The sequence below is a fragment of the Brevundimonas sp. genome (assembly GCF_041648055.1).
GTDB lineage: Bacteria > Pseudomonadota > Alphaproteobacteria > Caulobacterales > Caulobacteraceae > Brevundimonas.
This window is the reverse complement of the sequence record NZ_JBAZPS010000001.1, coordinates 951,799-971,413: the sequence shown is the minus strand read 5'-3', so window position 1 is coordinate 971,413 and position 19,615 is coordinate 951,799. Positions and strand designations below refer to the sequence as shown.

Sequence of the window (19,615 nt, the reverse complement as noted above, 5' to 3'; positions counted from 1 at the left end):
AAGTCCATCAATGCACCCGCGCCTTCCCGATCTCCAGCCCGTCCGCCCCCGCTGACACGGCGATCACGCTGCCGTCCTCGATCTCGCCGGCCAGCAGTTTGCGGGCGATCGGGTCGACCAGGTCCTTCTGGATGACGCGTTTCAGCGGGCGGGCCCCATAGACGGGGTCGTAGCCACGGTCGGCGAGCCAGGCGGTGGCGGTGTCGTCGAGGGCCAGGGTCAGGCGGCGGTCGGCCAGGAGTTTCTCGAACCGGGCCAGCTGGATACGGACGATGCCGCCCATCTGTTCGCGGCCGAGGCGGCGGAACAGGATGATCTCGTCGATGCGGTTCAGGAACTCGGGCCGGAAGTGGGCGCGGACCTGGTCCATGACATAGGGGCGCACGCTCTCGACGTCGTCGCCCTCGGCCTGACCGGCCAGGGCTTCCGACCCCAGGTTGGAAGTCATGATGATCAGGGTGTTCTTGAAGTCGATGACCCGGCCCTGGCCGTCCGTCAGGCGGCCGTCGTCGAGCACTTGCAGGAGCACGTTGAAGACGTCGGGGTGGGCCTTTTCGACCTCGTCGAACAGGATCACCTGATAGGGGCGGCGGCGGACGGCCTCGGTCAGGGCCCCGCCCTCGTCATAGCCGACATAGCCGGGAGGGGCACCGATCAGGCGGCTGACCGAGTGTTTCTCCATGTATTCGGACATGTCCATGCGGGTGATGGCGGCCTCGTCGTCGAACAGGAAGGCGGCCAGGGCCTTGGTCAGCTCGGTCTTGCCCACGCCGGTCGGGCCCAGGAACAGGAAGGAGCCGAGCGGGCGGTTGGGGTCGTTCAGGCCGGCGCGGGCGCGGCGAACGGCATCGGAGACGGCCTCCAGCGCCGCATCCTGGCCGACGACGCGGTGACGCAGGGCGTCCTCCATCGACAGCAGCTTCTCACGCTCGCCCTCCAGCATCTTTTCGACCGGGACGCCGGTCCAGCGGCTGACGACGGCGGCGATCTGTTCGGCGTCGACGACCTCTGGCGTCAGGGGGCCGGACTTGTCGGCCTCGTTCTCCTCCGCCTCGGTGAGCTGTTTCTCGATGCCGGGGATCTGGCCGTAGGCGATCTCTGACGCACGGGCGAGGTCGCCGTTGCGCTGGGCCAGGGCCAGGTCGGCGCGCAGGCGGTCCAGGGTCTCGCGCAGCTGGGCCCCCTGACCGACCTTGTCCTTTTCCGCCTTCCAGCGGGCGGTCAGGTCGTCGGACTGGGTCTGGAGGTCGTCGATCTCATCATCGAGTTTTTCCAGCCGGGCGATGGAGGCCTTGTCGGTCTCCTTCTTCAGGGCCTCGCGCTCGATCTTGAGCTGGACCAGGCGGCGGTCGATCTCGTCCAGGCTCTCGGGCTTGGAGTCCACGGCCATGCGGACGCGGCTGCCCGCCTCGTCGATCAGGTCGATGGCCTTGTCCGGCAGGAAGCGGTCGGTGATGTAGCGGTTGGACAGGGTGGCGGCGGCGACGATGGCGCTGTCACTGATGCGCACGCCGTGGTGGACCTCGTACTTCTCCTTCAGGCCGCGCAGGATCGAGACCGTGTCCTCGACCGTCGGCTCGTCGATGAAGACCGACTGGAAGCGGCGGGCCAGGGCGGCGTCCTTCTCGATATACTTCCGGTACTCATCCAGGGTCGTGGCCCCGACGCAGTGCAGCTCGCCGCGCGCCAGGGCGGGTTTCAGCAGGTTGGAGGCGTCCATGGCCCCGTCGCCCTTTCCGGCGCCGACCAGGGTGTGCATCTCGTCGATGAACAGGATGATGCCGCCCTCAGCCGCCGTGACCTCGGCCAGGACGGATTTCAGCCGCTCCTCGAACTCGCCGCGGTATTTGGCGCCGGCGATGAGCGAGCCCATGTCGAGGGCCATGACCACCTTGTCGCGCAAGCTCTCGGGCACGTCGCCGTTGACGATGCGCAGCGCCAGACCCTCGACGATGGCGGTCTTGCCGACGCCCGGCTCGCCGATCAGGACGGGGTTGTTCTTGGTGCGGCGGGCCAGGACCTGGATGGTGCGGCGGATCTCTTCGTCGCGGCCGATGACGGGATCGATCTTGCCGTCGGCGGCGGCCAGGGTCAGGTCGCGGGCATAGCGTTTCAGGGCGTCATAGCCGTCCTCGGCCCCGGCGCTGTCGGCGGTCTTGCCCTTGCGGATGTCGGCGATGGCGGCGTCCAGCTTGTCAGGCGTGGCGCCCACGGACTTCAGGATCTCGCGGGCCGTGCCGCCCTCGCGCGCGATGGCGCTGAGCAGACGTTCGGTGGTGACGAAGGCGTCGCCTGCCTTTTTGGACGCCTCCTCGGCGGCGGCGAAGACGCGGGCGGTGTCGCCGTCCAGATAAAGCTGGCCATTGCCGCCGCTGACCTGGGCGCGCTTCTTCAGGGCGGTCTCGGTCGCGGCCTCGGCCTTGGCGGCGTCGCCCCCGGCGGCGGTGATCAGGTTGCGGGCCAGGCCGTCGCGCTCCTCCAGCAGCACCTTGAGCAGATGCTCGGGCGCGAACTGCTGGTGACGGCGGGCGAGGGCCAGAGACTGGGCCGACTGAACGGCCTGTTTGGCGCGGTCTGAATAGAGGTCGAGGTTCATAGGGGTCCCCTTGGACAGGCGGATGTGGTCCGGCCCGCCCTCCACTGAGCGACGCGCCGCTGTGATCGAGGTGGGTGTGACGATCGGGTCACACAAGGGGGTGGCGCAGGTCACGATCAGGACTGTCGCGGCGGACGAGCGAGGCCTAGGCTGATCGCCAGAGGAGGCCGCCCGTGATCCCGCATTCCGCATGGCCCGTCGACCCGGCCGTCATCGGCCCCTTCCTGCTGGCCGTGGCCCTGATCGAGCTGACGCCAGGGCCGAATATGGGATGGCTGGCGCTGGTGTCGGTGGCGCGCGGGCGGCTGGCCGGGTTCGCGGCGGTGGCGGGGGTGACGCTGGGGCTGGCGATATGGATGGTGGCGGCGGCCTTTGGCCTGACGCAGGTGTTTGCCGCCTGGCCGCCGCTGTATCAGGCCCTGCGCTGGGCGGGGGTGCTGTTCCTGCTGTGGCTGGCGTGGGAGGCCTGGCGCGAACCGGGAGCCACCGACCCGACCCCGGATGTGCGGACGCTGCGAGGGCTGTTCCTGCGCGGTCTGGCGGGCAATCTGCTGAACCCCAAGGCGGCGGTCTTCTATGTGGCGCTGCTGCCGACGTTCATGCGGCCGGGGCATGGAGCGCCCCTGACGCAGGCCTTGACGCTGGGCAGCCTGCATCTGGCCGTCGCCGTATTGGTGCACAGCCTGATCGTGCTGGGCGGAGCCGGAGCGGCGGGCGTGATCCTGCGGCGGATGCAGGGACCCGCCATGCGCGCGGTGATGGCCGGCGGCCTGGTCGTGGTCGCCGCGTGGCTGGCCTGGGAGACGCGGACCTGAGGCCCGCGCCTGGCTGACGTCAGCCGCCGGTGGGGGGCGGGGCGAAGTCGAACTGTTCGGGACGACGCTGGCCCCCGCCGAAGTTCCAGGTCAGGCCGATATAGGCCGCGCGGCCGCCGAAGGTCTGGTCGGTCCGGTCCCGGAACGCGGGGGTGTCGATGGTGGTGGTCGAGCCGAAGTCGTCGAACACGTCACGCACCGTCATCTGCAGCGACCATTTGTCGTTCAGCTTGCGGCGATAGCCGAAGTTGACCAGCGTCGACTGCTCACGCGTGCCCTGCGCCAGCAACTGGTCCCCGGCCCAGATGCCGGACAGCTGGACGAAGTCCTCGGCCGTGGGCTGCCAGTTCAGGCTGAGGCGGCCCGAGATGCTGTCGGCCTCGGAGTCCACCGCGCCGGGAATGCCCGAGGCGTCGATCTCCTGACGGAAGACGTTGACGCTGGCGTTGTAGCGCAGCTTGGGATGCAGGGCCCCGTTGGCGACCAGTTCCAGCCCGGTCGAGCGGCTGGAGCCCAGGTTTTCCGGACGGGTCAGGAAGACACCGTCGCCCAGATCGCTGGTCACCTGGGTGAAGGCGTCCCGGGTGTCGCGGTAGTAGAGGGTGGCCTGGTAGAAGGTCTGCTGCACCCGCTTCTGCCAGCTGAACTCGAAGGCGTCCGTCTCCTGCGGTTCCAGGTCGGGATTGCCCGAGCGCAGGTTCTGCGGATCGCCATAGGTCAGGAAGGGGTTCAGGTCGCCCGGCTGGGGCCGCTGGATGCGGCGGCTGTAGCTGGCGCGCAGGGTCTGGGTGTCGTCCAGCTGATAGGAGACGTGGCCGGTCGGATAGGCGCGGAAATAGTCCTGGGAGGTCTGGATGTCGGAGGTGACTTGATCCAGATCCAGATTGGCCTGTTCCAGGCGCAGGCCGAACTGGGCCGACAGCTTCTCGCCAAAGGGCCGCTCATAGGTAGCGTAGACGGCGTGGACGGTCTGGTCGACATTGAACATGTTGGACACGGTCGGGTCCGGCGTCAGGGCCGCTCGGTCCGGGCCGCGCGCGACGGAGTTGTCGAGTTCCAGCATGGTGGCCTGAAGCTCATAGCCCAGGCGCAGGCGGGCACCGTTCGAGAAGGGGCGGACATAGGCGCTGGTGACGCCGATCTGGTCCTGTTCGTTCTGGTTGTTGATCACCTCGAAGAAGGGCGCGGCCGCCGGAACCTGCTGATCGACAGAGGTGTCGCCGCCGAATACGAATTCGTTGCGATCGAAACGGATTTCGTTGGTCCAGTCGTGCCCCTGTTCGCCAAAGCGGCGCACCACGCGGGCCGTGGCACCGGAGAACTGCCCCTCGAAGCCGCCGCTGGTGTCCCGACGATAGGCCGAGGCGATGCCGCCACCCGCAGCATCGGCCTCGTAAAGGGTCAGGGCGTCCACGTTCACATCGACATCCGTGTGTCGCAGCTCGGCGACCAGCTGGGTATTGGTGTCCAGATTGTATTCTGCGGCCAGCCGGACATAGAGATTGTCGGACGCGCCGTCATTGTTCTGGGTGGTACGCGACTGAAGGAACTGGCCCGAGCCGGTGTCCAGGGTTTCACGCACGCGCTCGACCTCGGCGGCAAAGCCGTCGTGGCGCACGCCGACGTCGGCGGACAGCGTCAGCTTGCCGTTCACGTGAGCGATGTTGGCCCCGATGTTGTAGCGGCCGTCATCGCCGATATTGGCGCGGACCGAGCCGTTGGTGGTGACGCCGGGGCGCACGGTCGTGGGCTTGGTGATCAGGTTGATGACCCCGCCGGAGCCTTCGGGGCTGTAGGCGGCGGAAGGGTTGGTCATGACCTCGACGCGAGCATACTGGTCCGCCGGAATCTGCTGGATCATCTGGCCGCGGCTGGGGCCGTTGAACTGGGTCGAGGGGCGACCGTCGACCAGGATGGTGACGTTGGCGTCGCCGCGCAGGCTGACGTTACCGTCGGGATCGACCTCGACCGAGGGGACATTGCGCAGGGCGTCGGCCAGGGTGCCGGTGGTGGCCTGAAGGTCGTTGGCCAGGCTGTAGCTGGTTGAATCGATGGAGGTGCGAACGTCGTTCGGCCGGGCAGTGACGACGACGTCGGTCAGGGCCGTTTCTTCTTCGTCTTCCTCAGCCGGCGGAGCTGCCTCAGTCGCAGGCGGCGTCTGGGGCACCGGAGCGGGCGCTGGTGTCTGGGTCGCAGTGGCCGGAGCCGTCGTAGCAGGGGCCGTCGTTGCAGGGGCAGGGCGCGGCGTCTGGGTTGCGAGCGGCGTCTGGGCGAGAGCCTGGCCCGACGTGGCAGCAAGCGCGGTGCCGACCAACAGCATGAATTTGAACGACGTCATGAGAACCCCCGATGCACCGGTCACATAACGCGGTGCTGTTTCCGGTGACGTAAAGCCTCCTTGACCGCGTTGCGAGTTACTTCGGTGTCATGATCAAGGCGAGATAGCGCACGGGCCGAACATTACAGATCGGTCATCTATACTTTCGAACACTTCGATATCCCTGATACCTTCAAGATCTGGACGGGAACTGGCGCTGAGGGTTGCGGCACGATAGGTCTGGACCTTCGTGAAGCCGGAGTTGCCCGATGCCTGTCCGTCCCGTCCGTCCCGTCCGCCCCACCCGCCGCACCGCCCTGTTCACCAGCATGGGCGCGGCCAGTGCGGCGATGTTGCCGGCAAGGGCGTGGGCTCAGACCGCAGCCAATGACGGGGCGTCGCTGGCAGATCAGGTGGATGGGTTCGTGAAGCGGGCGATGGCCGCATTCCCGGACCAGCCTGCGGTATCGGTGGCGCTGGTTGCAGACGGACAGGCAGCCCTGACCCGGGGCTATGGCGTCCGCCGCCAGGGCGATGCGACGCCCATCGACGAGCACACCCGCTTTGCCATCGCCTCCAATACCAAGGCGGTGACCTGTGCGGCCCTGGCCATCCTGATCGACGAGGGCAAGGTGAAATGGGACGAGCCGGTGCGGACCTACCTGCCCGGTTTCTCCCTGTCGAAACCCGAGCTGAACGATCTGGTGACGGTGCGCGATCTGGTCAGTCACCGGATCGGGTTCGGCCTGGGGGCCGGGGACCTGCTGTTCTGGCCCAACAGCGATCGGACGCGGGCCGAGATCATGGCGGCGGTGCCGCATGTGCCCATCGAGGGGGCGTTCCGCGCCGGCTACAACTACTGCAACCTGATGTTTGTGGTGGCGGGCGAGGTCGTCGCGGCGGCATCGGGCATGGCGTGGGAGGATTTCGTCCAGACACGCATCCTGGACCGTCTGGGCATGACCGAGACCCTGCCTGTGATGGCGGGCGCGGACCCTTCGGTCTCGGCCCTGCCGCACGGCCGGATCGGGCCACCGCTGCGTTATCAGGGCGAGACCCAGGTCATCGGCCAGTCGATCCAGGAGGTGTGGAACTGGACCTCGGCCGGGGCAGCCGGTGGCTTCGTCACCAACCCCGTGGACTGGGCGAAGTGGATTGCCGTGCAGCTGAACAAGGGCCTCCTGCCCGACGGCACGCGCCTGTATGCCGAGGCGCGGGCCGACGAGATGTGGAAGCCCAACATCATCATCTCCAACTCGGGCGGGCCGACGCCTGACATGCCGGGACGGGCGATCGCGGCCACTTATGCCATGGGCTGGCAGGTGATGGATTATCGCGGCGAGCGGATGATCACCCACGGCGGGGGTGCGCCCGGCTATATCTCCGGCACCGTCCTGCTGCCCGGGCGCAAGACGGGCTTTTCCTACTTCACCAATGCGGAGGAGAGCTACCTGCTGCGGGCTCTGCGCAGCGGCATCATCGACATCATCCTGGGTCAGGACCGGGCTTTCACCGCCTTCGACTGGATCGCCGACAGCGCCCGCCTGCGCGCCGAGGGGGACGTCAAGTCCATCGCCGCCGCCACCGAGATCGATGCCAAACAGGCGGCGGGGGCACCGCCGTCACTGCCGCTGGAGGCCTACGTCGGGACATGGCGCGATCCTTGGTATGGCGATATCGAGATCACCCTCAGCTCGGCCATGGTGCGTGGTCCGCGCGGTCGGACGGCGTTCAAGCAACTGGGGCTCAAGTTCTCGCGCACACCGGCGCTAAATGGAGCGCTGGAGGCGTATGACGGCGACACCCTGCGCACCCGTTTCCCCGACAAGCGCGAGGAGGACGCCTTCATCACCTTCGAGATCGAGAACGGTGCGCCCGTCTCGGCCACGATGAAGGCCGTCAGTCCGGACGCGGACTTCAGCTATGACTATCACGACCTGCGGCTGACGAAGGTCTGACGGTCAGCGCACCAGTTCGAGAATTTCCAGCTTTGATTCCACGCGCGGCCAGGGGATGACCAGACGCCAGCGGTTGGGGCCGATACGTTCGAACGCGCCGACCTGATCGCGTTCCGGCATCTGGCCGTAGCGAGGAAAGCCGGTTTCATCCATGCCCCAGGCCTGGGCCCCGATGAAGACCAGGCGACGATCCGTGTCCGGATAAAGCAGGCCGCGCGTGCGCTGGGACCCCGTGCTCTTGGTCAGGATCAGGTCGCCACCGGGGGTCAGCTCGATCGAACACTGAAAGAAGGGATAGGCATTGAAGGCCAGGCCGACTTCGGTCTTCGTGCCCATTTTTATGGTGCGGCAGCGATAGGTGCCCGGTGCGGGCTGGAGGCGGCCCGCTTGGCCCGCATTGGGGTCGACCAGCGGCCCCAGGGCCGTGACATCATCGGCGAACCCCTTGTCGTCGGCCTCGGCGCGCGCCATCCGCCAGGCCTGATCCAGCCGTGACAGGCTGGAAGCGTCGGCGGCGGTCACGACCTGCCGCCAGTCGTCTGTACCGCCCTGTTCGCCCGGGCTCGAGGCGGGGTCGGTCGTGGGCAACGGGGCGGGAGGCGTCGACGCGGCCGGAGTGCCGGTGTCCGGTTGCGTAACCGTGTCGGCCTGGTCGCCGGAGCTCGCCGCGTTTTGCGACGGGGCATTCCCCTGGCCGCAGGCGGCGAGGAGAAGGGCGGTCGAGGCGGCGGCGAGGACGGTACGCATCAGGCAAGCTCCGGACTGTTCGCCGTGATCAACGACCGGAATGGCCTGCGGTTCAGTCCCGGTTCCGCGACCGTGGGTCCAGCAGAAGCCCCGAAACCGTGGCGGCCAGCAACCTCGGAGCCAGCGGCAGTCGGGCGACATGGCCCAGAATGTGGTCGCGGATCCAGGGCCTGAGACGACCATTAGCCTGATAGAACGGCGTGAACCCGATGCTGAGGGCCTGATAAAGGCTGAGATGAAGGCGGCGGCTGCGGGCATAGGTAGTAAGCGCCGATGAGAGGTCCTCGCGGGTCCGCAGGGCTGTGGTCAGGGCCTGGGCATCCAGCAGCCCCATGTTGACGCCCTGACCCAGTTGCGGACTGGTCGAATGGGCCGCGTCCCCGATGATGGCCAGACGGTCAGAGAAGGGCCGCCACAGAGTGTGGTGCCCATAGCGGGCCAGGGTCATCTGATCGGGGTCGTGGATGCCGTCGAGGATCGGGGCGGTGTCGGGCCAGAGGCCGCGCACCTCGTCCTTCCAGCGCTCCAGACCGGCCGTGCGCCAGGCGGCATGGTCCCGGGTTTTCAGGCTCCAGAAGAAGGTGGCCAGGCGATCGTCCGAACCCGGATGGCGGCCGACGGGCAGCACACCGATCATCTTCGACGCGCCGCGATAGACCTGTTGCAGCGCTGTTTCGTCGAACGGTGCGCCGGGCCAGGGCACCGTCCCCCACAGGGCCCCGAAGGCGAGGGGGCGAGGCCGCGCGCCATAGTCGGCGGCGATGCGCGAACGGGCTCCGGAGGCGTCCACGATCAGATCGAAGGCAGGGGTCTGACGCCCCGCCCCGTCGGTCAGTCGGCCGGCATGGGCTGCGATCATTTCACGCCCGGTGACGATCTCGACACCGGCCTTCACCACTCCCTCATGCAGGACGTGAAACAGGGCGGCGCGGTGGACGCCCAGGGCCTGACGCGGGCGATGAAGGTCGCTGTAACGGACGTCCAGAACCACCCGGCCGCGACGCGCCTCCCGGCCGAAGATGTGGTCGATGGGTTGCGCCAGTCGCGTGACGTCCGGCGTCAGACCCAGGTCGTCCATGTCCCCCAGACCCGTGGGTTGCAGCATGAAGCCCGCGCCGACGGGCCCCGCCGCCTCGAACCGTTCGAACAGGGTAACCCGCCGCCCTTCGCGCGCCTGCATGAGGGCGAAGGCCAGGCCGGAGGGGCCGGCCCCGACGACCGCGATGTGCTGCACGGTCTTCAGGCGGGAACCAGCTCGATCAGGTCCAGCCTGGACTCTGCGGTTGGCCAGGGGATGACCAGGCGCCAGCGGGCAGAGCCGATCCGCTCCAGGACGGCGATCATGTCGCGGTCGGGCTGTCGTCCGTAGGAATTGGCGGCAGGCTCATTGCCCAGGGCCATGGAGCCGAGAAAGACCATCTGACCGTCGTTCTCGGGGAACAACAGGCCGGAGGGGCGCTGGGAGCCCGTGCGCTTGATGAACTTCAGGCCGGTCGGGGTCTCCTCGATCCGGCAGGCGAACCAGCCGTAGACGACATAGCCCAGACCCTCGTCGTCACCCTGCGAACCCAGTTTGACGGTGCGGCAGCGATAGTCGCCGACGCGCGGGGTGACCCCATCGATGCCGGCATCGGGATCGATCAGGGCTCCGGTGGAGGCCAGGTCGCCGGAGCCGGCCAGGCTGCGTGCCTGGCGCAGGGCGTCGCGCCAGGCGGCATCTCGACGGTCGAAGCGGTCGCGGTCCGCGCGGGTGACGATGCCGCGCCAGTCCCGCAGGGTCGTCTCGGCGGTCTGGCCGGGCAGGGGCGGGACGGGCGGCACCGGCGGCGCCGGGGTGGCGCAGGCGGCCAGGGCTGTGGCGGCGACGGCGAGCACAAGGCTGGATCGAAACAGATGCGGCATGGGCACTCCTGGACCAGACCCCTAAGGGCCATCCCAGGCCGTGAAGGTCAAGCCGCGCGACGTCGCGCCGGGGGCGGGCTTGATGCGGCAACCTGCTGCAGGGTGCTGGCCAGAAGGGCGATGTCCAATGGCTTTGTCAGCCAGGCGGCAAAGCCTTCATCACACCCGCGCCGGGCATCGGTGGGGCTGGACCCTGCGGTCAGGGCGACCACGGGAAGGTCCTGGGTCAAGGGGTCCGCCGCGAGCCGGGCCTTGACCTCGAAGCCATCGAAGTCGGGCAGGTGGATATCCAGCAGGATGATGTCCGGCCGCAGATCGCGGGCCAGATCCAGGCCCTGCGTGCCGGTTTCCGCAATGTGCAGCGCCGGGCCCAGTGCTCCCATGACGTGCCGCATGAGGGTGATGTTGGCGGCATTGTCCTCGATGTAGAGGATGGTCATGTCTGACAGTTCCGCCCCGGAGGCGGTGTCTTCCGTTTCGGCCTCGATCGGGTTGGCGGATGCCAGGGCGACGGCGAGCTCTAGTGTGAAACTGGCCCCTTCGCCCGGCGTGCTGGCTGCGGTCAGGGTGCCGCCCATGGCCTGGGCCAGACGCCGCGCGACGGCCAGGCCGACGCCCAGCACCATCTGGCCGTCCGCGTCAGGCCGATTTTCCCGGGGCGACAGCCGACAGAAGGGCTGGAACAGGCTTTCCAGTCTTTCCGGTGCGATCCCCGGCCCATTGTCGTGAACAGTCATCGTGATCCGGTCGCCGACCTGGTGCACCTCGATCAGGACCGTCCCGCCACGCAGATTGTGGCGCACCGCGTTGGACAGCAGGTTGAGCAGGATTTGACGCAGCCGGTCCGGGTCGGCGGCGACGGCATAGCCAGGACTGGCGGCAGGCGCTTGCAGGGTCACGCCAAGGGCTTCGGCCTCGGCCCGCATGGCCTCGACCGCCTGGCGCACGATCAGCAGGGGATCGACCCTCTGCATCGACAGGGCCACAGCCCCGGCTTCGATGTCCGAGAAATCCAGAATGCGATCGATCAGGCCGAGCAGGCGAGATCCGGCGACGCGGATTTCGGAAACGGCGCGACCCTGTTTGCGGGTCAGAGGCTCCTGGTCGGCATTCCGGGTCAGCAGGTCGGCAAAGCCGATGACGGCGTGGAGTGGGGTGCGCAGGGCGTGGTTCATGCCCGACAGGAAGTCGGCGCGAGCCTGGTTGGCGCTTGCCAATGCCTGCGCCTGTTCTCCCGCGGCGTCGAGCGCCTGGCGCAGGCAGCGGGTGCGTTCGGCAACGCGGGATTCGAGAGCGTTATTGATGGCGCGGAGCCGAACGGCCTCGGCTCTGGCCCGCATCGCCAGCCGAACCGCGCCCAGCAAGCCGGTGAGCAGGATTGCCGTCAGGAACAGAACCATTTCCATCGCACGCGTCTCCATCCACGCCTGACAACTCTGGCGCGAATAGATTGAGCGATGATGAAAATGCGACCTGAGGTGGTGGTCAGTCCTCGGCGGGCGCGGCCTCGACCTTGCGACGCGGGGCGCGGCGCTTGGGTGCCGGAGCCTCGGTGACGGCGTCTTCACCGGCCTCGGCAGGAGCGACAACGGGGGCCGCAGCGACCGGGGCAGACGTCGGGCGTGTCAGAAAACCTGGCAGGGCGGACGGGGCCTCATCGGCGTCATCTTCGCGGGCACGCGGGGCGTCGCGGCGCGGACGGCGCTCGCGGACGGGGCGCTCCTTGACGCCGGAAGCTTCCTGCACCGGAGCCGAAGCGGACTCGCTGGTTTCGCTGGCGGCGGCTTCGGACGACGAGGTTTCGCCTTCGTCGCCTTCGCCATCATTCTCGAAGCGGCGGCCACCATTCTCGGCGCGGCGACGCTCCCAGCGTTCGCGGCGGGTTTCGCGGCGTCCGCCTTCACGTGGCTCGCCAGAGGCATTGGCCTGGCCTTCGCCGTCATTCCGGGGCTCGCGCGGTTCACGGTCGTCGGTACGCTCGGCGCGATCGCGTTCGCGATCATTGCGCTCGGGACGGTCGCGCCATTCCCGGCGGGGCTGGTCGCCGCCCTGAGCCTGACGCTCGGCCTGGCGCTCTTCCTGTTCGCGCTGGCGAGCCTCGGCGGCGGCGACACGGTCGGCCTCGGCCTTCTCGGCGGCCATGATGGCGGCGGCCTGGGCCCCTGTTTCGTCTTCGAAGTCGATGTCGAAGCCCTGGCCGGCCAGTTCGCGCTGGGCGATCTCGGAGACGGGACGCGAGGGCTGAAGCGCGCGCAGGACGCGGAAATAGTGTTCGGCGTGCTGGGTGTAGTTCTCGGCCAGAACGCGGTCGCCGCCGGCCGACGCATCGCGCGCCAGCTGCATATAGCGTTCATAGACGGTCTGGGCGTTGCCCCGGACCTTGATGTTCTCGGGCCCTTGCGAGTCCCAGGACCGGTTGGGGTTGGTGGCGTTGGCGTGGTTGTTGCCGCCGCCCTGGCCGGGCTTTCTGTTGCGTCCGCGTTGACGCTTCATGCCCTTGAAATCTCTCATCGGAGCTTACCGTGCTTTTCGTGAGGGAGGGCGGGCCTGCAAGATGATGCAGCCTGTCGCCGTCCGGGGTCGTCTTCCGTTTCGTGCGAGGCCAATCCCCGCTGACGATGTGATCGGAAATCCGTTGCCGCCCTGTGGTGCGCCGGGCGACCGGCCCGACCTTCACATGCCCGGACGCGCGAGACTGGGCCAGAAGCGGTCCAAGGCGTGCGTTTTGGGTGGGAGACAAGGATGATGTAGCGCGGGATCGTGGCGTTTCCAAGGGCTAATCGTAGGCGGACCTTGCGACCGAAGCTACATCTTCGGAATGGGATTGGTCCGGGGGTCGGGGCCATTGGTGACGACACGGTCGCGATCGGACAGGTCCTTGACCACGATAACGTCGGTGAACCCTTGCGCCTCGAACAGGGCCTTGACCTGCGGGCCCTGGTCCCAGCCGATCTCGACCGCGAAGATGCCGCCGGGCTTGAGGATGCGCAGGATTTCGGGGGCCAGGTCCCGGTAGGCCTGAAGCCCGTCGGGGCCGCCGTCCAGGGCCAGGCGTGGATCGTGATCGCGGACCTCGGGGTCCAGTCCGTCGATGTCGTCCGACGGGATGTAGGGCGGGTTGGAGACGACCAGATCGAAGCTGTGGTCCGCCATTCCCGCCGCCCATTCGGTGCGCAGGAAGTCGCAGCGACCGTCCAGATCCAGGCTGGCGGCATTGTCTCTCGCCACGGCCAAAGCCTCGAACGAGATGTCGGTGCCCACGCCGCGCGCGCCCGCCCGCTCGGCCAGGGTGGCCAGAAGGATGGCCCCCGAGCCGGTGCCCAGGTCGATCATGGTGAAGGCCTGATGCGGCGCAAACGCCAGCATGACCACATCCAGGATGGCCTCGGTGTCCGGGCGCGGGCTGAGGACGTCGGGGGTGACGTTCAGCATGATCTTCCAGAAGCCCTTCTTGCCCAGGATGCGCGACACGGGCTCGCGTTTCAGTCGGCGCTCGACATAGCCGTCCAGCGTCGCCTGCTGATCCGGCGTCAGGGCGCGATAGGGGTCGGTCAGGATGTCGGCGCGGCCCGCGCCGGTGGCGACCTCCAGCAACAGGCGGGCGTCGATGGAGGGGCTGTCGATCCGGCCGGCCTTCAGCCGCGCCGTCGCGGCCTTCCAGGCGGTGACCAGTGTGGGAGAAGCGGATGTATCGGTCATGACGCTGGCCTTGGCGCGGGTTTGAGGGAATATCAAGCGCAGGGTGCAGGAACGCGCCTGAAGGATGGTTCGTTGTGCGCGAGATGACCAGAAAGCCGAACCGATCGAACGCCCATCCCGACGACGGGACCGGCCCGGGACAGGGTCTGGGGGCCTGGGGCCTGCTGGCGTCGGTCGCCGGAGGTCTGGCGGCGGGGGCCGGGGCGGCGCATCTGCTCTATACGCGCGGGCACAAGTTCGGTGTGGAGCTTCGCCCGGCACGGCCTGAAGTCCTGCCACCCGCCCCGCCGCAGCCGCATGACTTCGATGCCAAGGAACCGGGTCGGGGGCGGCTGGCCGAACACCCACATCACATACCGCGCAAGGGCTGGATCGACATCACCTGGCGCGTGGCCATGGGCTATTTCGGCGACCGCGTCGGCTTCGTCGCCGGGGGAGTGACCTTCTTCATCCTGCTGTCGCTGTTTCCGACGCTGGCGGCCTTCGTCACCATCTACGGGCTGTTCGCCGATCCGGCGGATGCCTGGGGCCGGCTGAGTTTTCTCTATGCCTTCCTGCCCGGCAATGTGGTGCAGTTCCTGGGGGACGAGATGGCGCGGCTGGCGGGCAACTCCAACAGCCAGCTGACCTTCACCCTGGTGTGGACCCTGGCCCTGTCGCTGTGGATCGCCAACAACGGGATCAAGACGCTCTTCTACGGGCTGAACCTGGCCTATCACGAGGTCGAGAAGCGCAACATCGTCACCTACAACCTGCTGTGCATGGCCTTCACCGTGTCCGGCCTGCTGGCCGTCATGATCAGCGCGGGTCTGGTGGTGGGGGTGCCGATCTTTCTGGCCCTGTTCGGACTACAGGACGAGTGGGCCTATCTGGCCCCACTGAGATGGCCGCTGCTGTTCGTCGGCTATGCGGCGGCCCTGACCCTGATCTATCGGACGGGTCCATGCCGGGCGCGGGCCCGGTGGCGCTGGCTGACCCCGGGAGCCGTTTTCGCGGCGGTGGTCAGCGTGCTGCTGTCGTTCGTGTTCAGCTGGTACCTGACCAACTTCGTACGCACCGATTCCTATGGCCCACTGGCGGCCATCATGGGCTTCCTGCTGTGGACCTGGCTGTCCGTGCAGATCATCCTGATGGGGGCCAAGCTGAACGCCGAGATCGAGCATCAGACGGCGCTGGACACGACGACGGGCGCGCCTGCGCCTCTGGGCGACCGGGGGGCGGTCATGGCCGATTCCGTCGGGCCGCGGCGCGGCAATCCGGCGGCGCTCGCCTTTACGCTGAAGCATGCCGAAGCGCTGGCCGACAGGGTTCTGAGACGGAAGGTCCGGCGCGATACGGGCGTAGATCAGGACGAACGCTGACGGCAGGCTGTCCGTTCGCGTTTCGTGAACGAACACCCGTGTTCATTGGCGAACGAGCGGCGGGCAAGGCCGCAAACGGCGTGGCGCAGACTGACGTACGGCGGCACGGTCTGGGCATCGAAAGGCCCGGTGGTCGGGTCTCTCATCGACAGGACGCCCGCCATGATCCGTTTCGCCGCAACCACCGCCTTCGCCCTGATGCTGGGAGCCAGCGCCGCCTCGGCAGAACCGGCGGGTGACACCCTGACCCTGACGTTCGAAACCGGAGCGACCACGGGCACGGTGATGATCTCGGTTTTCAACTCCGAAGCCACCTATTCCAGCGGTGCTCCCGTGGCCGCCACCGCCCTGTCGGCGTCGGGTCCCGTCGTGGCCGTGTTCGAGAACCTGCCCGCCGGCGACTATGCGGTGAAGGCGTTCCATGACGTCAACGGCAATGGCCGGATGGACACCAACCCCTTCGGCATGCCGGTCGAGCCCTATGCCTTTTCCAACAACGCCCGCGGCAACATGGGCCCAGCCGGATGGGATCGTGCGCACTTCGCCGTGAGTGGAGCCACAGCTCAGACGATCAGCGTTCGCTGATGTGGGGCCTAACGGTCGCCGCGCGGCGGCTCCCTGCTTGAGGCCATTCCCCCTTCTTCCTGACAACAGATACGATCCCCCGAGGTCCGCCATGCTCGCTTCTCGTCGCTCATTCATGATGGGAGCCGCCGCCCTGTCGGCCGCCGTGGTCACGCCGGAGACGGTACGGGCGATGGCGGCAATGCAGGCCAGCGCCGAGGCGGGAAGCGCCGACTGGGCCCTTGCCACGGCGGACCTGGAAGCGGATGTCGCGCCGCGCGCCCTGCAACTGGTGCGCGGTCGGGCCCCGGCCGGACTGGCGGGCACCCTGTTCCGCAACGGGCCGGGCAAGTTCCGCAGGGCGGGCGGCAGCGCGACGCACTGGTTCGACGGCGACGGACTGATGCGCGCCTTCCGCACCGACGGCGGGCGGGCGACGCTGCAGGCCCGGTTCGCCGATACGCCCAAGCGCCGGTATGAAACCGAGATCGACGCCGTGGTCACCCCGGGCTTCGGCACAGTCGGAGACAGCCGGGCCCGGCTCGGTTCCAATGATGACGGCAATGCCGCCAATACGGCCGTGATGACGGCGGGCGACAAGGTCTGGGCCCTGTGGGAAGGGGGCTCGCCGCTGGAAATGTCGGGGTCGGATCTGTCGACGGAGGGCTTCGTGGCCCTGAGGGATGATCTGAAGGGCATGCCGTTCCAAGCCCACCCCCGCTATGCGCCCGACGGCACCATCTGGAACATCGGCATGAACGGCGACAAGGCCGTGGTCTGGCATCTGAACGCCGATCGCAGCCTGAGGGACGCCCAGGTGATCCAGCTACCGCGCGCCAGCTATATGCACGACTTCACCGCCACGGAACGGCACCTGATTATCGTCATGCAGCCCTGGGTCTTCGATCATTCGGGCATGCCCTATGCCAGCCAGTTCGCCTGGCACGCCGACATGGGCACCCAAGTCATGGTGGTGGACAAGGCCGATCTGAACCGCCGCCGCATCTATGAGCTGCCGACCTTCAGCTTCTTTCATCTGGGCGATGCCTGGGAGCGTGCGGACGGAGCCATCCAGTTCGACCTGGCGGCGGGCAAGGATGTGGCCTTTGCGGTCGAGGGCGCGCGGGTACTGATCGAGGGGCGCGGCACCGTGCCGGGCGAGCCGGCACAGCTGTCGCTCATCACCCTGCACACCGACGGCCGGGCCGAGATGGTCAAGTCGGGCGTGACAGCGGAATTCCCCAAGGGCGATCCGCGCCGGGCCGGACTGGAGCGTCGGCTGACCGTCCATGTGGCGGGCGAACGCGGCAGGCGCCCCCTGCCCACCGGACTGGCCGTACACGACTGGCAGACCGGGCGATCGGATGCGTTCGAGTTCGGTGACGGCCAGATCATGGAGGAGGCGGTCTTCGTACCCCAACCGGGGCGGTCAGGCGAGGGCGAGGCCTGGCTGGTCGCGCCGTCGATCAATCTGCGTCGCGGGGTGACCGAACTGCATGTGTTCGAGGCGGCGCATGTCTCGGACGGGCCGGTCTGCACATGGCGGGCAGACGTGGCCCTGCCCGCCGGCTTCCACGGATGCTGGGCCTAGTACCAGCCAGCCTCGCGCAGGGCCCTGGCGTAGCGGCGGCTGACCGGGGCCTGGATGTCGCCCTCCAGCGTGAGTGTCGCGCGGCCGTCGCCGCGGCTGACCCCGCGCACGGCGTCGCGTGCGACCCACCAGCCGCGATGCGTCTGGGCCCCCTCCAGACCCTCCAGCTCGATCAGGGCATCGGACAGCCGCATCAGGATAAGGTCCGAGCCCCTGTCAGTATGGATGCGCAGGTAGTGGTCCTCGGATTCCACCGCCCGGATGGTCGCGCCCTTCAGCTTCATCGGCAGGCGGTCAATGAAGCGGGCAGGGGCCGAGCCATCGACCGGGGCCGCATGGGTCTGGACCGGCTTGCGCGAGAGGAAGACATTCAGCGTGCTGACCGCCGTGGTCACGATGACGACCGGCCCGAGGTAGTCCAGCAGGCCCCCTGTGCCGCCGTTGAACACGCTGCGGGTCACGGCCCAGACCAGGACGGACAGGGGGCCTGACATGACAACGGTCAAGGCGACCACCGACAGCCAGGGCCGACGGTCCATGTCGATCCAGCGATCCACCAGCCGGGAGCAGACCTCGCCCCAGATTGCCCCGGCCAGCATCAGCGGCAGCCAGTAGGCCAGCCGTGCCGTCAATGACAGGCCGCTCATGCCAAAGGCGCTGGTGAGGGCCAGCATCAGGCCGACCGCCAGGGCGACGCCGATACCACGCAGAAAACTACGGTCGATGGCGATGCGCACGACATCGTGCGTCGTCGGCGTCGCGCTCATGCGATAAATGCCCCCGAAGTATCGTTCGCCCTTTGAGACCACGAAACGGAGCCCGGATGAAGACGCTATCGATGGCCGTGGCCGCCGCGCTGCTGAGCGCCAGCCCGGCTCTGGCCGGGGATCTGACCCTGTCGCTGACGACCGAGGCGTCAGGTGGGCGAATCGCTATTGCCGTCTATCGCGACGCCGAGAGCCTGAGGCGTAACGCCGGGGCGGTGCGGACGGCCATGGTCGACAGGACCGGACCGGTGACGACCACGACCCTGACGGACCTTGAGCCGGGGCGCTATGTGGTGGCCGTGTTCCACGACACCGACGGCAACGGGCGGCTGTCGACCTGGCCGATCGGCCTGCCCAAGGAAGCTTACGGGTTTTCGCGCAATGCCAGGGGCCGGTTCGGGCCGCCGTCGTTCGAGGCCGCTGCCTTCGATCTGCCGGCCACAGGCACGCGTCAGGCCATTACCCTTCGCTAGGCCCGCAGACTGCGCGGAAGCCTGCTGCGGCGAAGCGCACCATATAGTCGGATGCCGTCTCGAGGTCGCCTGAGCGGCACAGCCCCCCGGACAGCCTGTCCAGACGCCCGGTCTCGCCCAGGGTCAGGGTCAGCGCCCCCGACAGATTGTGCCAGGCCCAATAGAGGTCGACCTCTCTCGCGCCCGGTAGAACCTGTTTGATCAGTTCGATCAGTCGATGGATGGCCGGATCGAAATAGCGGGCCATGGTCTCGCCGCCGAATGCCGGATTGGCATTGGTCTGGGCCACCAGTGCCGAATAATGTTTCCAGCCCGGCCCGCCCTTCAGGGACCACTGGAACGGCGGGCGCAGGAAGGCCTCCAGCAGTCCCTCCAGTGTCATCGCCCCGGCATGGTCGGCGGCGTAGCGGTTGATGGCGTCCACCCGCTCGTTGTTCCAGACCTCTGCCCTCCGCAGAAAGACCGCGTCGAACAGGCCGCGTTTGGCCGCGAAATAATAGTGTATCAGGGCCGTATCGACGCCCGCCTCGCGCGCCACTTCGCGGATGGTGACCCCGTAGAAGCCGTGTTTGGAAAACAGGTCTTCGGCCGCATCCAGGATCAGGTCACGCGTATCGGCCACCCCCGGCACCGCCGTCTTTCGCGGACGGCCGCGCCGGGCGGGCACGACCACGGGCACAGGCTTGGGCGCAGGCGCAGTCTCGGCATCCGGGGCGGCTACGATACGGGTCATGCGCCAAGGCTTAGGCCGCATTCGCGGGTCATGGCAACGGCGCCACAGGTCGATCGCCCCGTGTCCTTACGCAAGCGTCGCCGTTTGACAGC

16 protein-coding genes are annotated in these 19,615 nt (G+C 67.9%); 6 read left to right on the top strand and 10 right to left on the bottom strand.

Features of this window, described 5'->3' with window-relative positions:
* Positions 1-7: 7 nt before the first annotated feature.
* Positions 8-2,596, bottom strand: a complete 2,589-nt coding sequence (clpB, locus tag WC585_RS04805; RefSeq protein WP_373256798.1) for an ATP-dependent chaperone ClpB — start codon at positions 2,594-2,596, stop codon at positions 8-10.
* A 173-nt stretch (positions 2,597-2,769) separates the two neighbouring features.
* On the opposite strand from clpB, the gene WC585_RS04800 reads away from it, so the two are divergent.
* Positions 2,770-3,411, top strand: a complete 642-nt coding sequence (locus WC585_RS04800; protein ID WP_373256415.1) for a LysE family translocator — start codon at positions 2,770-2,772, stop codon at positions 3,409-3,411.
* A 19-nt stretch (positions 3,412-3,430) separates the two neighbouring features.
* Here WC585_RS04800 and WC585_RS04795 read toward each other — a convergent pair whose 3' ends face one another.
* Complete coding sequence (locus tag WC585_RS04795; protein WP_373256414.1) at positions 3,431-5,749, bottom strand: TonB-dependent receptor domain-containing protein; 2,319 nt, start codon at positions 5,747-5,749, stop codon at positions 3,431-3,433.
* Positions 5,750-5,997: 248 nt separating this feature from the next.
* Between WC585_RS04795 and WC585_RS04790 the strand changes: the two genes are divergently transcribed.
* A complete protein-coding gene (locus tag WC585_RS04790) occupies positions 5,998-7,686 on the top strand; it encodes a serine hydrolase (protein WP_373256413.1) in 1,689 nt (562 codons plus the stop codon).
* A 3-nt stretch (positions 7,687-7,689) separates the two neighbouring features.
* Here WC585_RS04790 and WC585_RS04785 read toward each other — a convergent pair whose 3' ends face one another.
* The 6 genes from WC585_RS04785 to prmC form a co-directional block, all read right to left on the bottom strand.
* Complete coding sequence (locus WC585_RS04785) at positions 7,690-8,433, bottom strand: DUF4893 domain-containing protein (RefSeq protein ID WP_373256412.1); 744 nt, start codon at positions 8,431-8,433, stop codon at positions 7,690-7,692.
* 52 nt (positions 8,434-8,485) lie between these two features.
* Positions 8,486-9,667: an FAD-dependent oxidoreductase gene (locus WC585_RS04780; protein WP_373256411.1), complete on the bottom strand. Its 1,182-nt coding sequence runs from the start codon at positions 9,665-9,667 to the stop codon at positions 8,486-8,488.
* Between the two features lie 5 nt (positions 9,668-9,672).
* Entirely contained in the window at positions 9,673-10,335 is a 663-nt protein-coding gene (locus WC585_RS04775; RefSeq protein ID WP_373256410.1) for a DUF4893 domain-containing protein, read from the bottom strand.
* A 47-nt stretch (positions 10,336-10,382) separates the two neighbouring features.
* Entirely contained in the window at positions 10,383-11,741 is a 1,359-nt protein-coding gene (locus tag WC585_RS04770; RefSeq protein WP_373256409.1) for an ATP-binding protein, read from the bottom strand.
* A gap of 79 nt (positions 11,742-11,820) precedes the next feature.
* Positions 11,821-12,828 (bottom strand): DUF4167 domain-containing protein, encoded by a 1,008-nt coding sequence (locus tag WC585_RS04765; protein ID WP_373256408.1) that lies wholly within the window; start codon positions 12,826-12,828, stop codon positions 11,821-11,823.
* A gap of 312 nt (positions 12,829-13,140) precedes the next feature.
* Entirely contained in the window at positions 13,141-14,034 is an 894-nt protein-coding gene (prmC, locus tag WC585_RS04760; RefSeq protein ID WP_373256407.1) for a peptide chain release factor N(5)-glutamine methyltransferase, read from the bottom strand.
* Between the two features lie 83 nt (positions 14,035-14,117).
* On the opposite strand from prmC, the gene WC585_RS04755 reads away from it, so the two are divergent.
* From WC585_RS04755 to WC585_RS04745, 3 genes are all read left to right on the top strand, one after another.
* Positions 14,118-15,395: a YihY/virulence factor BrkB family protein gene (locus WC585_RS04755; protein WP_373256797.1), complete on the top strand. Its 1,278-nt coding sequence runs from the start codon at positions 14,118-14,120 to the stop codon at positions 15,393-15,395.
* Between the two features lie 162 nt (positions 15,396-15,557).
* On the top strand, positions 15,558-15,980 hold the full coding sequence (locus WC585_RS04750) for a DUF2141 domain-containing protein (protein WP_373256406.1): 423 nt from the start codon (positions 15,558-15,560) through the stop codon (positions 15,978-15,980).
* Positions 15,981-16,071: 91 nt separating this feature from the next.
* Positions 16,072-17,550: a carotenoid oxygenase family protein gene (locus WC585_RS04745; RefSeq protein WP_373256405.1), complete on the top strand. Its 1,479-nt coding sequence runs from the start codon at positions 16,072-16,074 to the stop codon at positions 17,548-17,550.
* On the opposite strand, the gene WC585_RS04740 is transcribed toward WC585_RS04745, so the two are convergent.
* The gene (locus WC585_RS04740; protein ID WP_373256404.1) at positions 17,547-18,317 is read right to left on the bottom strand and encodes a LytTR family DNA-binding domain-containing protein; all 771 of its coding nucleotides are present in this window, start codon (positions 18,315-18,317) and stop codon (positions 17,547-17,549) included. The genes WC585_RS04745 and WC585_RS04740 overlap by 4 nt on opposite strands.
* Positions 18,318-18,373: 56 nt before the next feature.
* Here WC585_RS04740 and WC585_RS04735 point away from each other — a divergent pair, with 56 nt between their 5' ends.
* Positions 18,374-18,790 carry a DUF2141 domain-containing protein gene (locus WC585_RS04735; RefSeq protein ID WP_373256403.1) on the top strand — a complete coding sequence of 139 codons (417 nt, stop codon included), beginning with the start codon at positions 18,374-18,376 and terminating at the stop codon, positions 18,788-18,790.
* On the opposite strand, the gene WC585_RS04730 is transcribed toward WC585_RS04735, so the two are convergent.
* Positions 18,777-19,523 (bottom strand): TetR/AcrR family transcriptional regulator, encoded by a 747-nt coding sequence (locus tag WC585_RS04730; RefSeq protein WP_373256402.1) that lies wholly within the window; start codon positions 19,521-19,523, stop codon positions 18,777-18,779. The genes WC585_RS04735 and WC585_RS04730 overlap by 14 nt on opposite strands.
* Positions 19,524-19,615: the final 92 nt, after the last annotated feature.

Bases quoted from the DNA above. Each gene is read 5' to 3' on its own strand.
- WC585_RS04730 (WP_373256402.1), bottom strand. From the start codon at position 19,523: ATGACCCGTATCGTAGCCGCCCCGGATGCCGAGACTGCGCCTGCGCCC.
- prmC (WP_373256407.1), bottom strand. From the start codon at position 14,034: ATGACCGATACATCCGCTTCTCCCACACTGGTCACCGCCTGGAAGGCC.
- WC585_RS04775 (WP_373256410.1), bottom strand. From the start codon at position 10,335: ATGCCGCATCTGTTTCGATCCAGCCTTGTGCTCGCCGTCGCCGCCACA.
- WC585_RS04790 (WP_373256413.1), top strand. From the start codon at position 5,998: ATGCCTGTCCGTCCCGTCCGTCCCGTCCGCCCCACCCGCCGCACCGCC.
- WC585_RS04785 (WP_373256412.1), bottom strand. From the start codon at position 8,433: ATGCGTACCGTCCTCGCCGCCGCCTCGACCGCCCTTCTCCTCGCCGCC.
- WC585_RS04745 (WP_373256405.1), top strand. From the start codon at position 16,072: ATGCTCGCTTCTCGTCGCTCATTCATGATGGGAGCCGCCGCCCTGTCG.
- WC585_RS04735 (WP_373256403.1), top strand. From the start codon at position 18,374: ATGAAGACGCTATCGATGGCCGTGGCCGCCGCGCTGCTGAGCGCCAGC.
- WC585_RS04755 (WP_373256797.1), top strand. From the start codon at position 14,118: ATGACCAGAAAGCCGAACCGATCGAACGCCCATCCCGACGACGGGACC.
- WC585_RS04765 (WP_373256408.1), bottom strand. From the start codon at position 12,828: ATGAAGCGTCAACGCGGACGCAACAGAAAGCCCGGCCAGGGCGGCGGC.
- WC585_RS04750 (WP_373256406.1), top strand. From the start codon at position 15,558: ATGATCCGTTTCGCCGCAACCACCGCCTTCGCCCTGATGCTGGGAGCC.
- WC585_RS04770 (WP_373256409.1), bottom strand. From the start codon at position 11,741: ATGGAAATGGTTCTGTTCCTGACGGCAATCCTGCTCACCGGCTTGCTG.
- WC585_RS04740 (WP_373256404.1), bottom strand. From the start codon at position 18,317: ATGAGCGCGACGCCGACGACGCACGATGTCGTGCGCATCGCCATCGAC.
- WC585_RS04795 (WP_373256414.1), bottom strand. From the start codon at position 5,749: ATGACGTCGTTCAAATTCATGCTGTTGGTCGGCACCGCGCTTGCTGCC.
- clpB (WP_373256798.1), bottom strand. From the start codon at position 2,596: ATGAACCTCGACCTCTATTCAGACCGCGCCAAACAGGCCGTTCAGTCG.